Raw genomic sequence first — 19,777 nt, forward strand, 5'->3', positions numbered from 1 at the left:
CTTGTCTAGCGCGCCTCGCCGGTGACGGGACCGCATTGGGCGGCATCTGTGCGGCGGTAGACGCGGGGGACGCGCAATGAGATCCCCGTGAGCACTTCATACGGGCTGCGGCCAGACCATCGAGCAAGATCGGCGATGGTGATGCGCTCGTCGCCGTGGGTGCCCACGAGGGTGACGCGGTCGCCGTTGTAGGCGCTGGAATCGCCGATGTTCACCATCGTCTGGTCCATGCAGACATGGCCGACGACGGGGTGCGGGACGCCGTCGACGAGCACGCTTGCCCCCTCCCCTGTCGATCCAGATCCGAGCGAGCGGGCGTATCCGTCGGCATATCCCACCGGCAGGGTGATCACCCGGGTCTGTTGGGGCGCAGTCCAGGTGCTGCCGTAGCCGACAGACGCTCCGGCTGGCACAACCTTGAAGTAGACGACCTCGCTGTGCCATGACATCACGGGTTCGGTCGGCAAGGCGGCCGCAATCTCGGGCTTCGGGGAGACCCCGTACAGCGCGATGCCGGGGCGCACGCGGTCGAGATGTGCTTCGGGCAAGCGAGCTATCGCTGCGGAGGCGGCCATGTGGCGCATCGGGGTCCGCAGCGAGCGGCGCTCGTAGAAGCTCACCGCTTCGCTGAAGCGATCCAGCTGTGTGCGGGCGTCGGAGAGATCGGCGGCATCGGCGTTGGCGAAGTGGCTGAACACGCCTTCGATGCGCACCGACTCACAGCGCAGCGAGGCCTCGACCAGGCGGTCGGCGTTGTAGTGGTGGATGCCGATGCGCTCCATGCCGGTGTCGATCTTGAGATGCGCCCGGGCGGTGCCACCCACAGCAGCAGCTGCTTCGTCGATCTGGCGCAGCTTCTCCACCGACGGTGCCGTGAGGATCAGGTCATGGGTGACGAACAGCGGGATCTGCCGCTTGACGGCGCCGCCGAGGACATGAATATCGATAGTGACGCCTGCGGCGCGCAGCGCCAGCGCTTCCTCGACGTATGCGACGGCCACACAGGACACGCCGGCCCCCTGCAACGCCAGCCCGATTGGCGCGATGCCATGGCCATAGGCGTTGGCCTTGACGACGGGCACCACCTCCGAGCTGCCGACATGTCGACGGATCGCGGCCAGGTTTCGCTCGAGCGCGCCGAGATCGATGTCGCACCAGGTCGGACGCATCTCCGATGCGTCGGTTGGAGGCAGACGCAAGTCGGTTGGAGGCAGTTGCAAGTCGGCGGCATCGGCCATCGCGTCGAAGGTCATGGGCCTCTGCGATCCGCCGGCGCGGCGCTCAACTCGGCTCTGGCGGCTTCGAGCAGGTCCGCCTGCGCGCTCGCAAGCAGCGGCGTCGAGCCAGTGACTCCCCCCGCGGTCGCGATGCTGGCTGTTCGGCCGTGCCAGTGCGCCGCAGCGGCAACGCTCGTTGCAATATCGTCGAGATCGCGTCCCGGAGCCTCCCCCGCCAGCACCGCGGCGATCACGCCGGAGAGCACGTCGCCCGAGCCAGCGGTCGCCAGACGCTCGGTGCCCGACGCGACAGCCAGCACAGTCGACGAACCGGATTCGCTCGGGGGCGCAGACACGAGTGTCGTCGGCCCCTTCAGCAGCACGATGACGCCAAGCGCCGCAGCGGCTTGACGCACCACATCGAACCGGTCAGCCGCGGGCGGACCGCCAGCGAGCCGGGCGAATTCCCCGTCGTGCGGTGTGAGGACAGTGGGCGCTGTTCGCGGACTCAGGCACTCGGGACGGTCCCCAACAGCCGACAGGGCGTCGGCGTCGACAACCAACGGCACCGGGCACTCGGAGATGAAGCAAGCCATCTGGGCCGACGCCGTGGGGTCGGTGCCGATGCCAGGACCGATGACGGCTGCGTCGAAGCGTTCGATGCCCTCGAGTGAGGCGTCCGTCCAGTTGCCCGGTCGAAGGTCGCGAGCAACCGCCTCGGCAGGCCGTGCCACGTCGGCCGCGCGCAGGCCCGGCGAGCTGATGACGACCATGCCCGCTCCCGCCTGCTGGGCGGCTGCGCACACGAGATGGCCGGCGCCACGCATTTGCGGCGAACCCGCGATGACCCGCACGGCTCGGCGCCACTTGTGCGCTGTCGGCTCCGGGCTCCGCAGTGCCATGTCGGCATCGGCATCAGTGACGAGCCACGACGTTGCCCCGCTCGTGTCGAGGCCGATGGGAGCCAGCTGCACCTCGCCGGCGGCTGCAGCACCGGGATACAGCAGCAAGCCTGGCTTGAACGCTCCAAATGTGATGGTCGACGTCGCAGGCCAGCAGCCGTGGTCTTCACCGGTCAGCGCGTCGATGCCCGACGGGATGTCGACTGCCAGCACGGGCACAGGCGGCGGGCGATCCGCACCCCACGATCCGCGCAGGCCCGTTCCGTACGCGGCATCGATCACAAGGTCCCACGGCGCCGAGGTTCCCGGGGCAGCATTGGCCGCTGCGACAAGTTCGAGTGCCTCGGTCGGCATCACGATGCGACAGCGAACACCCCATCGCTCCAGCGCCGTTGCCGCCACCCGACCGTCTGCCCCGTTGTTGCCCTTGCCGGCGGCCACAAGCACACGGCGCCCGTAGGTGCCACCCATCATCCGGCGGGCCTCGATGGCAACGGCCGCGCCGGCGCGGGCGACGAGCACATCGGTGCCCTCGGGCGCGGCCGCGTCGATCTCGGCCATCTCGGCCGGTGTCACGATCGGGATCACGGCGTCAGCTCCCTGCCGGCTCGCAGCCGCCCGCACACCAGCACTCGCTCATTGCGCCAGCACCATGGCCGCTGCCACCGAGTCGGTGTGAGTGAGCGTGACCTGCCAGTCAGACAGTCCTGCAGCTGCCGCCCGCTCGGCCGCAAGTCCTCGCAGCACCAGTTCGGGGCGGCCTCCGGGGTGGCGTGCCACTTCAATGTCGCGGAAGCGGCAGGCGCCCAGGCCGATTCCCAGCACCTTCATCACTGCTTCCTTCGCAGCAAACCGAGCGGCGAGGCGCGTGTCGGGATCCACCGTTCCCATGGCGTAGGAGAGCTCCGCTTCGGTGAACAGACGGGTGCGCATGCCGCTGCGCCGTTCGAGCACAGCGGCGAAGCGCTGTACGTCCACCATGTCGAGCCCGATTGCGGTGCTCACCCGATCACGGTCCTAGTCACCCGGTTCGCCATCGGCAGACGTGTCGGATGCTCCGCCTTCGGCGGACGTGTTTGATGCTCCGCCTCCGGCGGACGTGTCGGATGCTCCGCCTCCGGCGGACGTTGCCGGCTGGCCCAGCCAGTGCTCCGCGAGCACATACACCGGGCGGGTCAGCAGATCGAAGACGTCGAGCGTTCCGAGCAGGTCGTCACGGAACCACGGCAGCGTTTCGGTGACCGCGTCGGCCAGCGCGCCGTAGCGGCCCCGGTAGCTCATCAGCACTGCCCGCATCGCTGGCGCCCGCAGCCGCGGAACGAAGCGGCAATGCAGCAGCGTCAGCCCGGTTGCTGTGCCGTCCTTGGTCTCAGGAATGTGGAGCACCGTGCGGCCATCGCTACCGCGGGCCACGGTGACTTCCCGCTCGTAGGCGGCACGGTGCTTGCCGCCGCGCAGCTGCGGATTGGCCACCGTGCGCGACTCGATGCCTAGTGCGGTGCCGCCGCGGTCGGTCAGCCAGATCGTGACCTCGGGACTGCTGGCCGAAGCCACGTCGCCTTCGATGCGGTAGCGCGACCAACCCGTCACCTCCGCAACGGCGAGGTCCAAGGCAGCCAGCGTGCGCAGGGTCGCGTATGACAGCCGATCCCGCGGGGCCCCAGCCTCAAGCGCCGCCGCCACCAGCATCGAGTCGAGCAGTGTCTCGTCGGCTCGCGAGATGCCCACCGTAACGGTCTTGGCCTGGTGCTTGATGGTGTCGATCGGCCGGGTGAGCTCGTCGATGGCGATGTTCAGGGCATCGGTGAGGTCGTCGATGACGACCGAGGGTCTGCCTACCTTGCCCATGTCGAGTTGGTACATCTCGAGCGGTGCCACCCCTGCTGCGTAGCGCAACACCGCACCGAGGCGAGCGGCAGTGCCCGCCCGCAGGTGGCCGTCGTAGTTTCCGGCGCGCACACCGTCGCGGAAGCGGTTGGCCGCTGGACGCAGTCGCTCCGTTAGCAAGCCGAGCAGATCGTCGTCGGGGCCTTGGGATCCCAGCAGAGTCCCGTCGGTGCGTGGGGCCGCGAGCAATGTCTCGTCGCCGTCCCGGGCCGCGAGCAGCGATTCGTCGCGGCCCCCGGCCGCAAGCAGCGACTCGGTCGCGGCGCGCATCTCGTGCAGCGGATCAGCGAGAGCGTCGATGGTCAGCGCCGCCTCGTAGCCGTACAGGTGGCCTGCAGCCGTCGCTAGGACGAAATCCAAGGCGGGGTGCACCGCGGGAACTTCCAGCAGTTCTGCCGCCGCATCGAAGCGGTCCGTTCCAGCGGATGCGATGACGATCGGTGTGGCCCGGTGCGCTCGGTAGATCGCCACCTCCTTGGCAGCGTCGGCGGCGACCGAGCCGCTGAGCCCCGTAGCGCACACCCAGATGAGCGGCTCACACGAGAGATCGATGTGCTTCTTGTCCTCGGTGCTGTCCTCGGCAACGGCGTGGTAGCAGACCTCGGAGAGCTTGATGCGGATCTCACGCGATGCGATCCGGTTGGGGCCGTTACCCACCACTGCCCAGTGGCGGTGGGTGCCTACGTGGCGACGGGCGATCCGAGCGATCTCGTCGTGTGACGCCAACACCACCTCGAGCGCCGCCGGCAGCTCGCCCAGAGCACCGAGCAGTTCGCTGATGGCACGCGCCGTTTGGGCGTCGTCAGGGCGAACCTCTGCGGCAATGGCGGCGGCGAGCAGCGCGCAGGCCGCAACCTGTGCGTAGAACGTCTTGGTGGACGCCACCGACATCTCGACGTCGCGCCCGTCCGACGTGTAGAGCACGCCGTCGGATCGGTCAGTCAGGTCGCTGCCGCGCCGGTTCACAATGGCAATAACCGTTGCTCCCCGCGAACGCGCCAAGTCGACGGTGCGATTCGTATCGGTGGTGGTGCCCGATTGGCTGACTGCCACGACGAGCGTGTCCGACAGGTCCGAGCGCAGGCCGAAACCGCTGAGCTCGGTGGCGAGCGATGCCACGGTTTCGAGATTTGGTTGGCGGCGCGACGGTTCGAGCAACGTCTCGCAAAAGTGCGGCAGCGACGCCGCGGCCACGGCCGCAGTTCCTTGGCCGATGGCAACGACCCGGCGGATAGAGCCGTCACGCAGACGGTCTCGCACGTCAGCCGGCAGCACGTCGGGACCGAGACGGGAATGCAGCAACTCGTTGGCTGTCTCTATGCGGCCACGCAATGTGGCTGTCTCTATGCGGCCACGCAATGTGGCTGTCTCTATGCGGCCACGCAATGTGGCCCGAAGCGACCTAGGCGCCTCGCGGATCTCCTTCAGCAGGAAGTGCGGGTTGTCGCCCCGGTCGATGTCGCGGGTGGTCACCTCGGCCGTGACGATGTCGCCCGGTTCGACAGGCAATTCGGTGCCGTCATAGGAGAAACGTCGTAGGGCAGTGAACTCAGCCGCTGTGGGCTTGCCAGCCGCTGTCGGAGGCGGCGTGCCGACCAGCATGATCTGGCCCCGGCTGCCGACGGGGTTTGCCGGATCGGATGGGGTCTCGCCGTCGAGGCGCATGTACTGGCGGCATTCCTCGACCAGGCCGTACGGCTCGCTGGCAACCACGTACGACTGCCCCGCCGCACCGACATAGAGCGCCTGCCCGCTGCCCCGCAATGCCAACGCCACAACATCGGGCACCTCTGAGGTGTGCGCCGCAATCGCGACCGAACCCTCGAAGCTGCTGGCGGCATCAGCGAAGGCTTGCCGAAGCTGCGCTGACCCAGCGGAGTCGCCTCTTGGCGCGAACGCTTGGCGCAACATCGCGGGAATGACCTTGGCGTCGGTGGTGATCTCAGGCGCAATCGACAGGCGACGCTGCGCGATCAGGTCGGCGTAGTTGTCGACATCACCGTTGAGCACAGCGGCCACGTGGCTGCGGTCGCCCGATCCGGTCCAGGCATCGAGCGGGTGGGTATTGGGGACCGAGACGATGCCGATGCTGGCCCAGCGGGTGTGGCTCACCACCACCACCTCGGCACCGTCGACGCACAACGCCCAGCGCAGCAGGCTGTCTTGGCGGATCTGCGAACGCAGCGCCGTGGTGTTGTCACCCAGCTCACCGATTTCCGAGGCGGTCTTGTAGACGAATGCGAGCCCATCGGGGGTGTTCCGCACCGCGTCGGCGCCGAAGAGCGGATCTTCCAGTCGCACTCCGTGAGAGCCCGCAGTGGCGCCCTCGGCATCCGCATCGAGGCTCGCCCCCCGCACGAACACCTGCAAGCCGGCCGAATCCCGGCCTCGCACCTCGAGCCGGTCAAGGGCGGACAGCGCCACCTGGACAGGCCAGAGCCCGCCGACGGCGTTCGAAGGCGGCGTGCCACCCCACAGCCCGAAGAGCTCCCGGGCCATCCGCAGGCGATCGCGTCGTAACGCGAAGGCGTGGTCGGTCAGTTCGCCCAAGGCGGCGTTGATGCGTTCGATGCGAGCGCCCGCGCCGTCAAGCTCGCTCGCTTGCTCGTCCTGAGCGTCAGCCAGTACAGCTCCCGCATCGACAGCCCCGTCGATTTCGGCGATGTACGCATCCACGGTCGCCAGAGCGGCTTCGATGTCGAGCACACACTTGGCATCATCGATCAGCAGGCGGACTCCCGGCAGCGATCGCAGTGCCTCGTCGGCCTCTCGCAGCAAGGCTGCGGCAGCTTCAAGCTGCTCGGCGAGGTCGCGGCCGTCAGAATCGGCGGTCGAGGCGTCGTCAGTTGTTACCGCAGCAAGCAGGGCCGCTGCGTCAGCCAGCAGCGGTACGACAGCTGACGCTTCCAGCGCATCCCGGTCGTCACGGCGCCCGATGACGGCCACAATCCCGCACACACCAGCGAGGGTACCGAGCACCCGGACACCGCCCCGCCCGGTGCGGGTCGGCCGGCGGCGGGGGTTTGGGTTGCGTGATTAGATAGGCGGCAGCAACTCACAGGGGGGTCTCGCCATGGCCATTACGGGCGTCATGCGAGCTGGGTACGTGCAGGTTCGCGTCACTGACATGGATGCCAGCATCGTTCACTACCGAGATCGAATCGGCTTGTCCGTGGTGCACACCGGCGAGGACGGTCGTGTCTATCTGAAGGCATACGACGAGTTCGACCATCACAGCGTCATCCTGCGACCCGCTGATGAGCCCGGCTTGGACTTCATGGGCTTCAAGGTGCGCAACGACGACGACCTGACCGAGCTCACCGACAAGCTCTACAGCCACGGCGTGGCGGTCGACCACCTCGAGGCGGGCTCGCAACCCGCACTGGGTCGCGTCGTCAGCTTCACGATCCCGGCAGGGCACACCATCCACCTCTATTCCGAGATGGCGATCGCGGAGCGGACGCCGCCTACGCACAACCCTGACGTGTGGGACTCCGAGCCCCGGGGCATGCGGGCCACCCGCATGGACCACTGCCTGCTGTACGGGCCGAACATCGCCGAGACCGTCGAACTGTTCACCGAGGTACTCGGCTTCGAGCTTGCCGAAGTGGTGATCGCACCTGACGGCTCCTACATAGCGCCGTTCCTCACGTGCGCCAGCAAAGCCCACGACGTGGCATTCGTTCACCACGACGACCCGGGCATCTTCCACCACGTGTCGTTCTATTTGGAGAGCTGGAACGACGTCGCCCACGCTGGCGATGTCATGAGCCGGTACGACGTCCCCGTTGACATCGGCCCGACCCGGCACGGCATCACCCGCGGCCAGACGATCTACTTCTGGGATCCGTCGGGCAACCGCAACGAGGTGTTCTCGGGCGGCTACATCTACTTCCCCGACAACCCGAGGCGAACCTGGGATGCCGCGCAGCTTGGCAAGGGCGTGTTCTACGTCGATCGCAGGCTCAACGAGGCGTTCCTGAACGTCTACACCTGATCCAGCGCAGCAGCCGCCGCAACTACGGCGTTGTCAAGAGTTTGTCGCTTGCACCAACTGGACGAGGCGGTCCGCAAGCTCGGCTGCCTCGGTCTCGGTCGGCGCTTCGACCATGACACGAATAGCCGGCTCGGTGCCGCTCGGGCGCACCAGCACCCGTACATCGGGTCCCGCTTGCGCAGCAATCGCGTCGATCGAGCGAAGGGTCTCGTCGGACAAGGACCCTGCGCTGGCTGGCACATTGAGCAGCACCTGCGGAGCGCTCTGCATCGCCGCGCCCCCAAGATCACTGCTCGAACGGACAGGTGAGCCGGCCATACCGCGGCGTATGACGAGGTCGGCCAGATGGACTGCGCTGCGCAGCCCGTCACCGGTCGTGGCCTCGTGACGAAAGACCACGTGGCCTGACTGCTCGCCCCCAAGGCTGTAGCCACCGGAGTCCAGCGCTTCAAGCACAGCACGGTCCCCCACTGCGGTCTCGATCACCTCGATGCCAGCGGAGGCCATGGCCCGGCGCAGCCCCAGGTTGGACATCACGGTGACGACGAGCGTGTTGCCCTCAAGCAGGCCGCGCTCGGCCATATCCAACGCGAACAGCACCATCTGGCGATCGCCGTCAATGAGGCGTCCATCGCTGCCCACGGCGATCAGCCGGTCACCGTCGCCGTCGAATGCCAACCCGAGGTCCGCTCCCTGCTCGGCCACCGACGCCTGGAGCGCAGCCGGATTCACCGAGCCGCAGCCGTCGTTGATGTTGCGACCGCTGGGCTCACAGAACAGCGCCGTGACCTGTGCCCCCAACCGTCGCAGGACCGCAGGCGCGAGCGAGGCGCTGGCCCCGTTGGCGCCGTCCACGACAAGGCGGAGGCCGTCGAGCGTGCGCCCTTCGATGGCCTCGCGCAGCGACATCTCGTACGCAGCAAGCACCCGACCCGTCGCGCCGGTCGGAGCAACTCCGACCTCTGCGCTGGCGAGACTGCTCCGCCGGGCAACATCGGAAGCTGATGGGCGGTCGCCGTGAGTGAGTCCCATGCGGTCGAGGTGGTGCGTCACGGCTGACTGAGCGTCATCGCCGAGCTTTGTGCCGCCCGGGGCGAACAGCTTCACGCCGTTGTCAGTCCATGGATTGTGCGACGCGGAGACCATCGCCCCGGCAGTCCCCAGCTGTCCGGCTGCGAAGGCCACGACCGGCGTGGGCACAACGCCCAGATCGACAACCTCGGCACGCGTCGCACGAAGTCCGGCAGCCAGCGCGCCGACCAGTGCCGGCCCCGACTCTCGTGTATCACGGCCTACGACCCAACGAACGCCGCTCGCGCCCGCCGAGAGCGCCTGGCTGGCCGCACGCCCGATGGCGTGCGCGACAACTTCGTCAAGTTCTTCGAATGCCAGCCCTCGAACGCCGTCGGTTCCGAAGGTGGGTATCACGCCAGGCTTAGCTGCTATCGCTTGGAATATTGGGGCGCCTTGCGGGCCTTCTTGAGGCCGTATTTCTTGGATTCCTTCTTGCGGTCGTCGCGTTGGAGCATCCCGGCGGACTTGAGGGTCGGCCGCATCTCGGGATCCATCACCAGCAACGAGCGGGCAATACCCAGCCGCAGCGCACCCGCCTGGCCGGCCACACCGCCGCCGTCGACAGTGGCGTCGACGTCGTAACTCTCGTTGGTCTCGGTGAGCCGCAGCGGCTCAGTGATGTTCATGCGGTGCACCGACGAGGTGAAGTACTCGTCGAACGGGCGACCGTTCACGCGAATGTTGCCGCCGCCGGATTGAAACCTCACCCGGGCGACGGCGCGCTTGCGGCGGCCGGTAGTTTGCGTCAGCGGTACGGGCACGAACTCTCCGTGTTTGGTTTGGGGCCTCAGCGCGCGGAGGCGCCAGGCAATTGCAGCGGTTCGGGCTGCTGGGCGGCGTGGGGATGATCTGGTCCGGCGTACACCTTCAGCTTGCGCAGCTGGGCCCGGCCGAGACGATTGTGCGGCAGCATTCCGCGAATGGAGCGCCGGATGGCGTCGGCTGGGCGGCGGGCCAGCAGGTCACCGTACTTCTCGCTGTGCAGACCGCCGGGGTAACCCGAATGGCGGTGCACGAGCTTCTGCGTCGCCTTGTCGCCGGTCAGCACGACCTTTTCGGCGTTCACGACCACGACGTGGTCGCCGCAGTCGATGTACGGGGCGAAGGTCGGCTTGTGCTTGCCGCGCAGAATTCTGGCCACCTCGGTGGCCATCCGGCCGAGCACCATGCCTTCGGCATCAACGACGAACCAAGCGCGCTCGATCTCAGATGCTTTGGGGGCGTAGGTGCGCACGCTGGAGCTCCGCTTGGGGTCGCCGATGAGACCTCAGGAGGCTACCGGCGCTCAGCCAGTTGCCGTCACCGGGTCAGTATCTCGGCCGGCCCGCAGCAAGGTTCCGGGACGGGCATCGGTGAACTCGCCGCCGCTGACAGCCACCTCGCCATTGATGAGGACCGTGTTGATGCCGTCAGCCTCGCCGTACAGGCGCCACGCACCGCCGGGCAGATCCTCGCGCACCTCAATGGGCTTCGGACCAACCGAATCCGGATCGAACACAACGACATCGGCATGCCAGCCGTTCTCGATTCGACCCCGCCCCGCAAGGCCGTAGAGGCGAGCCGGGATGTCGGTCAGCTTGTGGATGGCGTCCTCAAGTTCGAGCATCTCGCGGTCCCGAGCTGCGGCCAGCAGGAACGTCGAGTAGTTGAACGTCGCCAGAAAGTCGAGGTGTGCTCCCGCGTCGGAGGCACCGATTACGCAGCGGTCGTCGTTCCACAGTTCTTGGCGCAGCGCCCAGCTGTCGTCGTCGTCACCCGCGGCACGGGGATACAGGCCGGTCTTGAGGTCGTCGGCCACCACCAGCTCGCAGAGCGCATCCCATGGCGTCGTGCCCTGCTCGTCGGCGATGTCGCCGATGGTGCGACCCTCAAAGTGCGCAAGCTCGGGCTTGGACACCTCGCCGACCGTGAGACGTTCCCAGCGGGCCAGGCCCCGAAAGGCGCTCGGCTGCTGGGCCAGGTCGTTCAGCTCGGCGCGGCGCTGCGGATCAGCCAGCAATGCTGCCTTCTCCGACGGCGACAGCGCCATCGGCTCGGTCCAGCCGTGCAGAGTGTCCAGCAGGAATCCGCTCTCGAAGCACAGACGGCTGACAGCGGGCATCGGTGCGGTGAGCGCCACCACACGACCGCCTTGGCGGGCCGCGAAGGTGCCCGCTTCGAGCTTCTGCGCAATGGCGTCTCGTTGCCGGCCGTTGGCGAAGATCACGTTCCAGTTGAGCGGCCGGTCCGCCGCCACCGACATGTCGGTGAGCAACTGGTAGACGTCGGTGTCGAAGCGTTCGATAGTCGGGATGAACTCGATTGCTACGGCGGGACTGTCGCGCAGCACCGAGCACAGCTCGATCAGCTCCGCGGGATTTGCGTGACGAGACGGCACGCCTTCCCCGTCTGCGTCGTTATGGGTCTTCGCCCATGACGAACTGAAGCCCAGGCCTCCGGCGTCGATGCTCTGCGCCAGCATCGCCTTCATGGCAGCGAGGTCGGCGGGCGTGGCTGCCTGGCCCACGGAGCGCTCCCCCATCACCACACGCCTCAGTGCACTGTGGCCCACCAGGAAACCGGCGTTGGGCATCAGCGTGCCGTCGATGGCGTCGAGGTACTCGCCGAAGGTGCGCCAGTCCCAGGGGACGCCTTGTTGCAACGACGCCAGCGGCATGCCCTCCACTCGGGCGAGCATCCGCATGAGGTAGTCGCCGTGCTGTGGCTCGAGCGGAGCGATCGTGAAGCCGCAGTTGCCGCCGATGACCGTGGTCACGCCGTGCAGCGGCGAGGGCGACAGCGTCGTGTCCCAGAACACCTGAGCATCGAAGTGCGTGTGGATGTCGACGAAGCCGGGTGCGACGACCATGCCGGCGGCGTCGATGGTTCGCTCAGCAGTGCCCGCCGCGCGCACCGCCTCGTCGCCGATGGCCACGATGCGGCCGTCTCGAATGCCGATGTCGGCCTGCTGGCGCGGTGCGCCAGTGCCGTCCACCACAGTGCCGCCCGCAATCCTGATATCGAGCATCTGCCCCGTCCCCCTAGCGGATGGCCCCCATGAGCCGGTCCCGCGTAGCTGATGGCGAAGTTACCGTGCCGCCTCGACTATCGCCGATGAACTACTAGCCCTGATTATTCATGAGAATTCTGCTGGTCGTCTTTTTGGCGTGTTGTGGGCCTTGTTTGGCGGTGTGGGGCTGTTTGGGTGTCGGCGGGGCCGTCGGGGGGGAGCGGTTGGGCTCGGTTTTGGTGCGCGGGCGGGACCGGGTGGGGGTGCGGGCGTGGCGGGGCTGTCCCGCTGCGGCGGGCGTGGCGCGGAACTGGTCGGCTGGGGGTTCAGCGGGGGTGGGCGATGGCGAGCAGTGCTCGGGCGCCGGGGTGCTGTTCGGGCAGCCGCAATAGGACGCGCCGTGCGCTGTGGCACACCAGGGCGGGAAGGTGCCATAGCTGCCAGCGGAGCCGTTTGGGGGCCGCTTTGGCGAGCGCGCCGGTGAGGCAGGCTGTTTGGAACCATCCCACGAGCGCGAGGCCGGTCATGCACATGACGGCCCAGGTGCTGTTCGCGTGCCAGTCGGTGAACGGCATGCGCGCAAGGCCGCTGTCTTTGAGCCGGCGCACGGCGTCCTCGATGTCGGCGTGTGAGCGCATCAGCTTGTCCAGCTGTGCGGGGTGGCCGGTCTGGTCGGTGTAGAACCCCCAGTAGCGGAAGTTCTCGCTGGGGAACAGGCTGCGCTGCGCTCCGGGGTGCAGCGGCTCGCGGCGCACCACGAGCCGGGTGCGCTCGGGCCAGCCCGACAGGTCCGCCAGATCGGTGAGCTCCGCGACCTGAGCGCCGCGCCGTTTGCGCTGATCGGGGCGCTTTGGGGCGTTGTGCCAGCGGCCCGGCTCGCCCAAGGCGCCGCGGATCGCGGCTTGGATGGCTGGGGCGGACCGCGCCGAGATCGCATAGCCGATGCTGCGGTCCCGCAGCCCTTCGGCGAGTTTCGCTGAGCATCCCCCGGTGTCGATGCGCACCACCAGCGGACGCTCCACGAGGTCGGGGTCGTCGCCTTCGCGGTGCCCTGCGGCGTCAGGCGCGGGCAGCATCGCCACCGCGGCGTCGAGCACTTCGAGATGATCGCCGATGTGGTTCGCGGCGGCGTTGCCCGGCCGCTGCTTTAGCCACAGCGGCTCCCCCTGCGCGGTGGAGCAGATCATCGGATGGAACCCGAACCCGCCCTTGTAATGCGGCGCAGCTCCGGCCTTGTTCTCCGAGTGGACCTCCACCAATGTCGAGTCGATGTCGACCACCAGCGGCCTGCTGCGGTCGGCGGAGGCCCACAACGGCTCGCGCACCGCTGCGGCCGCGCCCAAAAGCGCCGCGGCGCCGCTCGCGCCCAGGCCCGTGAGGGTGCGGTACAGCGTCGAGTCCGACGCGACGTCGCCGAACAGCTCCCGCTGAGCACGCAGATGCTCGATGTCGGTGCACGCCTCACCGCCGCCGGCCAGCATCAACAACGCATGGACCAGCACCCGGCCCCGGTCATGAACCGGGGCGCGCTCGCCGCGTGGGGGAACCGCGGCCGACAGCGCCTCGGTCAGCCCGACACGGTCCGCGAACCCGCCCAGAGCGAACAACCCCGCGCCCCACACGACACGGTCCCCGCCGCCTGCCAGACGCGCGTTTGTCACACTGCTAAGTTTCACCTCGGAGATGCCCCCCTGAACTCGCGGATGCGTTCATTGCAGACACGTATCGTCGCAGGTCAGAGGGGCTTTTCCGCGGACCCAGACAAACCAGTCCGCCCGACTCGTGAATAATCAGGGCTAGTGGCAGAGATCGGCACGAGCAAGCAACCGCTTACGGGCGGGCGAGAAATCAGCCGTGACGCGTGTGGAATAGATCTTGCCTCGCGGTGCATCGATGAGTCGGTTGTTCCCGAAGTCACTCGTGAGCTTCTGGTCGTTCGTATACAGCAGGCGTGCCCCCGACAGCTGCGCTAGCGCAATGATGTGGTGATCATCGGACGTGCAGGCGTCGGCGCCATTCGGTGGTCGTGCCCTCACCTCTTCGGTGCAGCTATCTACTCGGCCGTCGAGAGCATCATCGGGCTTGGACAACTTGCCGCTCAGACGCAGTTGCTGAAGCCAGGGACCCATGCGCCTGCTGGCCGCATCGAGTTCACTCTTGAGCTGGCTGCCGGCCACAACGAGACGAACCCGACCGCTTTCAACAGCGAGTCGGAAGCCTTGACCAGCAGGCGTGCCGCTTGCCTCCCAGAGCTCACTGACGACGTTTGCGTCGAGTATCGCGCACACCGCTCAGAAGCTCAACGAACGCTGTAGTTCTCTCAAGAAAAACTGTCGGTAGTCAGGTGGCGCTCCCTCGATATTGCCGATGTGATCCACCGAAATGGAGTGAAGGCGGGAATCTAGACCGCGTCGCTCGAAGTAGACGATCGACACATCGGCGGGACTTAGGTCGTGCCGCTCGTCGGCCACCGCCATGCGCACCCGGTCGATGATGAAGTCGCTGTGGGTCTCCACGATCAGCTGCTTCGTCTGGCGCTGCCTGCCTGCAAGAACCATCTGACACAACAGGCTTCCCAGTGCAGCTTGGGCGCTCGGATGCAGATGCACTTCGGGCTGCTGGAGCAGCAGGGTGTTCGACCCGCCGACTCTGAGCATCTCGGTCACCACTGGAAGCACCTGGCTGATGCCGTAGCCAACATCGACCAGGTTCCTGTACGGCCCCTTCACACCCTTGCCAAACTTTCGCACTTGGACTTGGAATGGGTCTACATCGGTCTGGCCTAGACGTCGAACCCGGATTTCGTCAAAGAGCTCTGCGTCGTGACCGAAGGCTTCGAGTCGCTCCTTCAATTCAGCCCACGATGCGGGCTCTCGTAAGGCGAGTTGCGCCAGATAGGTCGGAACATTGTCACCGAACGCATCTGAGTAGACACGAACAGGGTCATAGGTGCGCCTAGGTTGCGACCGAACGGGTGCGCTAGCGAAGGGACGCTCGACACGGCCGTGTCGGACTCCACGATGACGGGAACCGGGTAGAGACAAAGCCTGATTGAGTCCGGTCACGTCGGTGTCAGAAAGTTCAGGGGCGCCGTCAAGCGGCTCGATCTTCCAGTCGTCGCGAACTCCTTCGTGCAACGCGAACTGAAATCGAAAGAGCAAACTCTCAATAGGCGACAGTGCCTCCGATGCTGCGGCTGCTCGTACCGGCTGGCGCGAAGTCTGTGTCCGACATCGCCACCTGCCGCGCGGTGTGCTGATTTCGACGCATTCGGATTCGCCGTCGCTGATGTCGTGAAGTAGCGCGTAGCCCCCGCGCTCCAAGAGTCTGCTGCTCACCGTCGGCGCTGACCACTGCGCCTCAAACGTCGCTCGGAAGCGGAGCGGGCCCTCACTGGCGCCGTTCCGCTTACCACGTGTCAAATCCGTCTCGAATCCCGCTTCGAACGACTGTGCCCGACCGCCGCGCGCGCCGCGGTGGTGCGCAATCTCATCGAAGCTTCCGAGGTCGTACGGCTCTTGCTTGAAGTCGGGCACACGGTTGTCGTAGGCGACATCCCAGAGGGCACGGACCATGGCCATGAGCGAGGTCTTGCCGCTGCTGTTCTCTCCGACGAGGAGGGTGAGAGGCGCCAGTCGCGCCGTCTGCGGCTCGTCGCCGAAGCAGCGGTAGTTGCGAAGCGTGATCGATCTCATGGCTCGCTCATTGCTACTGGCCGTCGCCGTTTCAAGGCCTTCAGTCGCCCACCATACGGCCATCCCGCGTGCTGTCGTTGACGAATTCTTGGCCGGTAGAAGGTTGCGCTCGGACGGGAGTTACCGTTCGTCCGATGGCGACGCATCGCATCGAGCCGACGAGTTGTCCAGACGAAACCTTCGAATGCACGGTGCGGCTGGATCTCTCCTACCGCGGCACCGGGTTTCGTGGCTTCGCCGCCAATGAAGGCGTGCGCACGGTTGCGGGCGATCTCAGCGCGGCGCTGGAGCGGGTCCTCGGCGAGGCGCCCCCGGTGGCCGTTGCAGGTCGCACCGACGCGGGAGTTCACGCGACAGGTCAGGTGGTGTCGTTCAAGATCGAGAGCGAGGGGCTGCGCCGAATCGGCGATAGTCAGCCTGGAGATCGGCTGGATCGCCTCGCGGCTTCGCTGAACCGGATGCTGAATCCTGAGATTGCCGTGACGGCTGCTGCGGTGGCCCCAGACAGCTTCGATGCGCGTCACTCAGCCGAGGCCCGGGCTTATGAGTACCGCATCTGCAATGCGGCCCGCCTCGACCCGCGCTACGCCGACCTCGAATGGCATGTGCCCCAGCGCCTCGACGTCGACCGCATGAACGCTGCGGCCCGCCAGCTTGTCGGCGAGCACGACTTCACATCGTTCTGCCGCCGGCCGAAGGATCGTCCCGACGCGTCGCTGGTGCGGACCGTGACGCAGGCGCTCTGGTCGGCTGAAGGCGCACAGTTGCTGTTCGAGATTGAAGCGAACGCCTTCTGTCACCAGATGGTGCGGGCCATCGTGGGGCAGTGCGTCGCAGTTGGCCGCGGCGATCGCTCAGCCGACGACGTGCCCGCCGTGCTGGCTGCGCGCCACCGGGACGCGGCCGCGCCGATCGCACCGCCCCACGGGTTGACCCTCGTGGCGGTGCGTTACCGCGACGAGGAGTTCTAGGCGAGGCTGGTCCCCCGGCTCACTCGGCGGTACGGAACACCTCGATGCGGTTGTCGAGGTTGAACAGCGCAGCGGCGTACTGCTGCACGTCGTCCGCCGTCACCTCGTTAAGCGCTTGGCGTCGCTGAGCAGGTGTGCCCACGTCTGCGTCGTCGAGATGGTGACGCCGCAGGAGGGGGTTGATGATCAGCAAATTGGATTCCAGCACGTAGTTGTCGCGGACGACTGCGAGCGCCTGGGCGAGATCGCGCTCTGTGGGACCGTCGGCGATCAACTCGGTGAGGAGCTCGATGACTTCAGCGCGACCGGCCTCGAGGCCCTCCGACGCACCGGTGGAGTAGATGCGTGCCTCCCAGGTTCCCACCGCGTCGTTCGGCGACACTGATGCCCCGACGGCGTAGGCGTCGCCGAGCTCCTCGCGCACCCGCACGGTGAGCAGGTCGTTGATGACCGCAGCAGTCACGTCGGCAATCACCGAGCTCTCGGTGGTGATCGGTGCTTCAGCGCCGAACATGAGGTCGAAGCCCGCCGCGCCGGCATCAGCGTCGACCGCGATCGTGATGCGCCGGACGCCGGATGGGAAGCCCGGACGGTGGTTCTCGAACGTGTCGGAGTCGCCCGACGGCAGGGTTCCGATGTAGCGCGCCGCCAAGTCGGCCACGGTGGCACGGTCGATATCGCCGACAACTGCCACAACCAGATCGTCCACGTCGCTCAACCGCGCTTCATACAGGCCGAGCAGAGACGTCGTCGTCGTGGCGTCGATCTGGGCTTGCGTGGCAATGAACTGGTACCACGGGCTGTCCTGATAGAGCGCGTCGAGCAGCGCCAACTCCGAGATCCACTGCGGGAACGTCTCGGCATTCGCGAGCCGCGTCGCCATGGCCTGGACCTGCTCGTTGACCGCCACGTCGGTGATGCGGGGCGCGGTGATGTACAGGTGCATCAGCGTGAACAGGGCCTCGAGGTCATCAGATCCCGTCGCGCCGGAGAATCCCTCGGAGAACTCGCCGATGAAGGGGCTGACCCTGGCCGTCGTGTTGGCGAGGTACTCGTCCAGCTGAGTCGCGGAGGCATTCCCCACGCCGCTGGAGGCAACTGCTCCGACCGCATGTCGGACTAGCGCCGAGTCTCCCTGCGACAACGTCGACCAGCCGCCCAAGCCCTCCGCTAAGACGTTCACCTCGCCAGCCGCGATGTCCGATGGCGCGAACACGACACGGGCGCCGTTGGGGAACTCCCATTCGTACGCGTCCTCGAACAGGCCCAACGCGGCTTGCCGCGAGGGAGCGACCGGTTCCGGCGCCTGCATCAGGACGTCAACCGCCTCTTCAGCCGCCGGCGGCGCCAGCGGCACCACGGCTTCGACCGCTGCGAGGAGCTCTTCCGCGGTTGGCACCTGGGATGGATCGGGTCCGATCGACACGACGAGCGGCGGCGCCTTGTCCAGCACCCAGCGCAGATGCGCAGTCAGCTCGTTGACTGAGTAGGTGCCCAGGAGAGCCCCCAGGCGCTTGACCCGGTCCGCGGTTGACGAGATGTCGTCTCCCGAGAGGAAGTGGTCGACGTAGCCGAACGCGTACTCGTTGTCCTGGCGGGTCTCCTCGCTCTCAAGCTGGAACCCAAGCGACGTGCGGATGGCGCTGACGGCCTGGTCAAGCTCATCGGGCCTAAAGCCGAAGTGAGCCGCCCCTTCCACGACCGCGAGATAGTCGGTGGTCGCCTGCACCAGATCCGAGCCCTGGTAGTTGGTGCCGACCAGGCGCAGTCCCCGGGCCGCCGCGAACGTACCGATGTGTGGCTCGGTCGCTTGGGACATCAAACCCGCTCGGTGCGCGGCGTCCAAGCGGATGTCGAGCATCCGTGTGATGAGGGTTTCCATGAGCCGCAGCCGCTCGCCGCCGACGGTGCCAGCAGGCCATGCCGGCAGCTGCCAATCCAGCGATACATAGATGGCTCCATGGTCAGGGTGGGTGACGACGCCGGTAACCGGCTCGGTCACGAATTCCACGGTGAACGCGTTTCGGTCCGGCTGAGCCGGCGCAGCATCGGTACGTGCGGCCCAGTCTCCGAAGTGCTCGACAACCAGCTGCTCCATTTGCGTGACCGGCAGGTCGCCCACTACGACCACGGCCATGTTGTCGGGCCGGTACCAGATTTCGTAGAAGTCACGGAGCTGTGCGGCGGTGACCGACGAGATGGACTCCTCGCTGCCCCCGATCAGCATGCCCTCATAGACGGTGCCCTTGTAGTAGATCGCATCAAGGAAGTTCGAGATCCGGCCCGATGCCGACTCGTCTCGCAGCCGGTACTCATCGAGGATGATGCCCCGTTCTTCCTCGACGTCATCGGAGTAAATCGTGGCAGCCGACGCCCACTCCGACAGCACCGTGAACGCAAGGTCGAGCGCCTCGGGATCGTCAAGCTGGAAGTCCAGGATGTAGACGGTCTCGTCCGGACTGGTGAAAGCGTTCAGGTCGGCGCCGAAGTCGGTACCGAAGTCGCGCAGCACCTGATCGATCTCGTTCTTGGAGAACCGCTCCGTCCCGTTGAACATCATGTGCTCCAAGAAGTGCGCGGCACCCTCAGCCCCATCGGGATCCTGCACCCCGCCTGCGTCGACGACCAGGTGCATGACGACGGCCTCGCCGGGCGAGTCGTTCGACCGCAGGTAGTAGGTGAGGCCGTTCGGGAGCTCGTCGATCAGAACGTTCGAGTCGACCGGCAACAGCGCCGCATCCGGATCGGCGGGTTCGTAGTTGTTGAACTCACCCAGATCGACCGGATCGCCGATGGGCTCCGGCTCGTCGGCGGGCTCCGGTTCCTCTGCCGGGGGGGGCTCGTCGGTCTCTTCGGGCTCAGCGGGGGTCTCGGGAGCCTCCTCGTGGACTTCGGACATTTCGTCGTCGGCCTCGTCGGGAGCGGGGACCGCGTCGGGAGCGTCGGGTGCGCAGGCCGCCGCCAGCAACACGGAGACAAGCAGGGCTACGAACAGCCTGCGCCAAGAGGTGGTGTTCATTGGCTGAGTCGCCTTTCGGACGAGTT

Annotated in this window: 14 protein-coding genes; 2 read left to right on the plus strand and 12 right to left on the minus strand. The window is 66.9% G+C overall.

The window, feature by feature from the left end; translation table 11 throughout:
* Positions 1-5: 5 nt before the first annotated feature.
* From alr to ACOOHB_RS13745, 4 genes are read right to left on the minus strand one after another with little or no spacing between them, the layout of a single operon-like run.
* Complete coding sequence (gene alr, locus ACOOHB_RS13730) at positions 6-1,253, minus strand: alanine racemase (RefSeq protein WP_420445400.1); 1,248 nt, start codon at positions 1,251-1,253, stop codon at positions 6-8.
* Entirely contained in the window at positions 1,250-2,707 is a 1,458-nt protein-coding gene (locus tag ACOOHB_RS13735) for an NAD(P)H-hydrate dehydratase (protein ID WP_420445401.1), read from the minus strand. The genes alr and ACOOHB_RS13735 overlap by 4 nt, the downstream gene beginning before the upstream one ends.
* Before the next feature lie 48 nt (positions 2,708-2,755).
* On the minus strand, positions 2,756-3,124 hold the full coding sequence (locus tag ACOOHB_RS13740; RefSeq protein WP_420445402.1) for a holo-ACP synthase: 369 nt from the start codon (positions 3,122-3,124) through the stop codon (positions 2,756-2,758).
* Positions 3,125-3,136: 12 nt separating this feature from the next.
* Positions 3,137-6,985, minus strand: a complete 3,849-nt coding sequence (locus ACOOHB_RS13745; protein WP_420445403.1) for an SIS domain-containing protein — start codon at positions 6,983-6,985, stop codon at positions 3,137-3,139.
* Positions 6,986-7,079: 94 nt separating this feature from the next.
* Between ACOOHB_RS13745 and ACOOHB_RS13750 the strand changes: the two genes are divergently transcribed.
* Positions 7,080-8,003 (plus strand): catechol 2,3-dioxygenase, encoded by a 924-nt coding sequence (locus ACOOHB_RS13750; protein ID WP_420445404.1) that lies wholly within the window; start codon positions 7,080-7,082, stop codon positions 8,001-8,003.
* A 33-nt stretch (positions 8,004-8,036) separates the two neighbouring features.
* Here the strand turns inward: ACOOHB_RS13750 and ACOOHB_RS13755 are convergent, their stop codons facing one another.
* The 7 genes from ACOOHB_RS13755 to ACOOHB_RS13785 all read right to left on the minus strand — a co-directional run bounded on the left by ACOOHB_RS13755 (position 8,037) and on the right by ACOOHB_RS13785 (position 15,761).
* Positions 8,037-9,431, minus strand: a complete 1,395-nt coding sequence (locus ACOOHB_RS13755) for a phosphoglucosamine mutase (RefSeq protein WP_420445405.1) — start codon at positions 9,429-9,431, stop codon at positions 8,037-8,039.
* 14 nt (positions 9,432-9,445) lie between these two features.
* The gene (gene rpsI, locus ACOOHB_RS13760; RefSeq protein ID WP_420445406.1) at positions 9,446-9,838 is read right to left on the minus strand and encodes a 30S ribosomal protein S9; all 393 of its coding nucleotides are present in this window, start codon (positions 9,836-9,838) and stop codon (positions 9,446-9,448) included.
* A 26-nt stretch (positions 9,839-9,864) separates the two neighbouring features.
* The gene (gene rplM, locus ACOOHB_RS13765) at positions 9,865-10,311 is read right to left on the minus strand and encodes a 50S ribosomal protein L13 (RefSeq protein WP_420445407.1); all 447 of its coding nucleotides are present in this window, start codon (positions 10,309-10,311) and stop codon (positions 9,865-9,867) included.
* A gap of 51 nt (positions 10,312-10,362) precedes the next feature.
* Entirely contained in the window at positions 10,363-12,084 is a 1,722-nt protein-coding gene (locus ACOOHB_RS13770; protein WP_420445408.1) for an N-acyl-D-amino-acid deacylase family protein, read from the minus strand.
* Between the two features lie 308 nt (positions 12,085-12,392).
* On the minus strand, positions 12,393-13,727 hold the full coding sequence (locus ACOOHB_RS13775) for an IS1380 family transposase (protein WP_420445409.1): 1,335 nt from the start codon (positions 13,725-13,727) through the stop codon (positions 12,393-12,395).
* 135 nt (positions 13,728-13,862) lie between these two features.
* Positions 13,863-14,354, minus strand: coding sequence for a hypothetical protein (locus ACOOHB_RS13780; protein WP_420445410.1), 492 nt, complete (start codon positions 14,352-14,354; stop codon positions 13,863-13,865).
* Positions 14,355-14,357: 3 nt separating this feature from the next.
* Positions 14,358-15,761, minus strand: coding sequence for an AAA family ATPase (locus ACOOHB_RS13785; protein ID WP_420445411.1), 1,404 nt, complete (start codon positions 15,759-15,761; stop codon positions 14,358-14,360).
* Positions 15,762-15,895: 134 nt separating this feature from the next.
* On the opposite strand from ACOOHB_RS13785, the gene truA reads away from it, so the two are divergent.
* Positions 15,896-16,732, plus strand: coding sequence for a tRNA pseudouridine(38-40) synthase TruA (gene truA, locus ACOOHB_RS13790; RefSeq protein ID WP_420445412.1), 837 nt, complete (start codon positions 15,896-15,898; stop codon positions 16,730-16,732).
* 19 nt (positions 16,733-16,751) lie between these two features.
* Here the strand turns inward: truA and ACOOHB_RS13795 are convergent, their stop codons facing one another.
* On the minus strand, positions 16,752-19,751 hold the full coding sequence (locus ACOOHB_RS13795) for a M16 family metallopeptidase (protein ID WP_420445413.1): 3,000 nt from the start codon (positions 19,749-19,751) through the stop codon (positions 16,752-16,754).
* Between the last annotated feature and the right edge of the window lie 26 nt (positions 19,752-19,777).

Origin of the sequence: Candidatus Poriferisodalis sp., assembly GCF_965215815.1 — a bacterium.
Lineage (GTDB): Bacteria > Actinomycetota > Acidimicrobiia > Acidimicrobiales > Poriferisodalaceae > Poriferisodalis.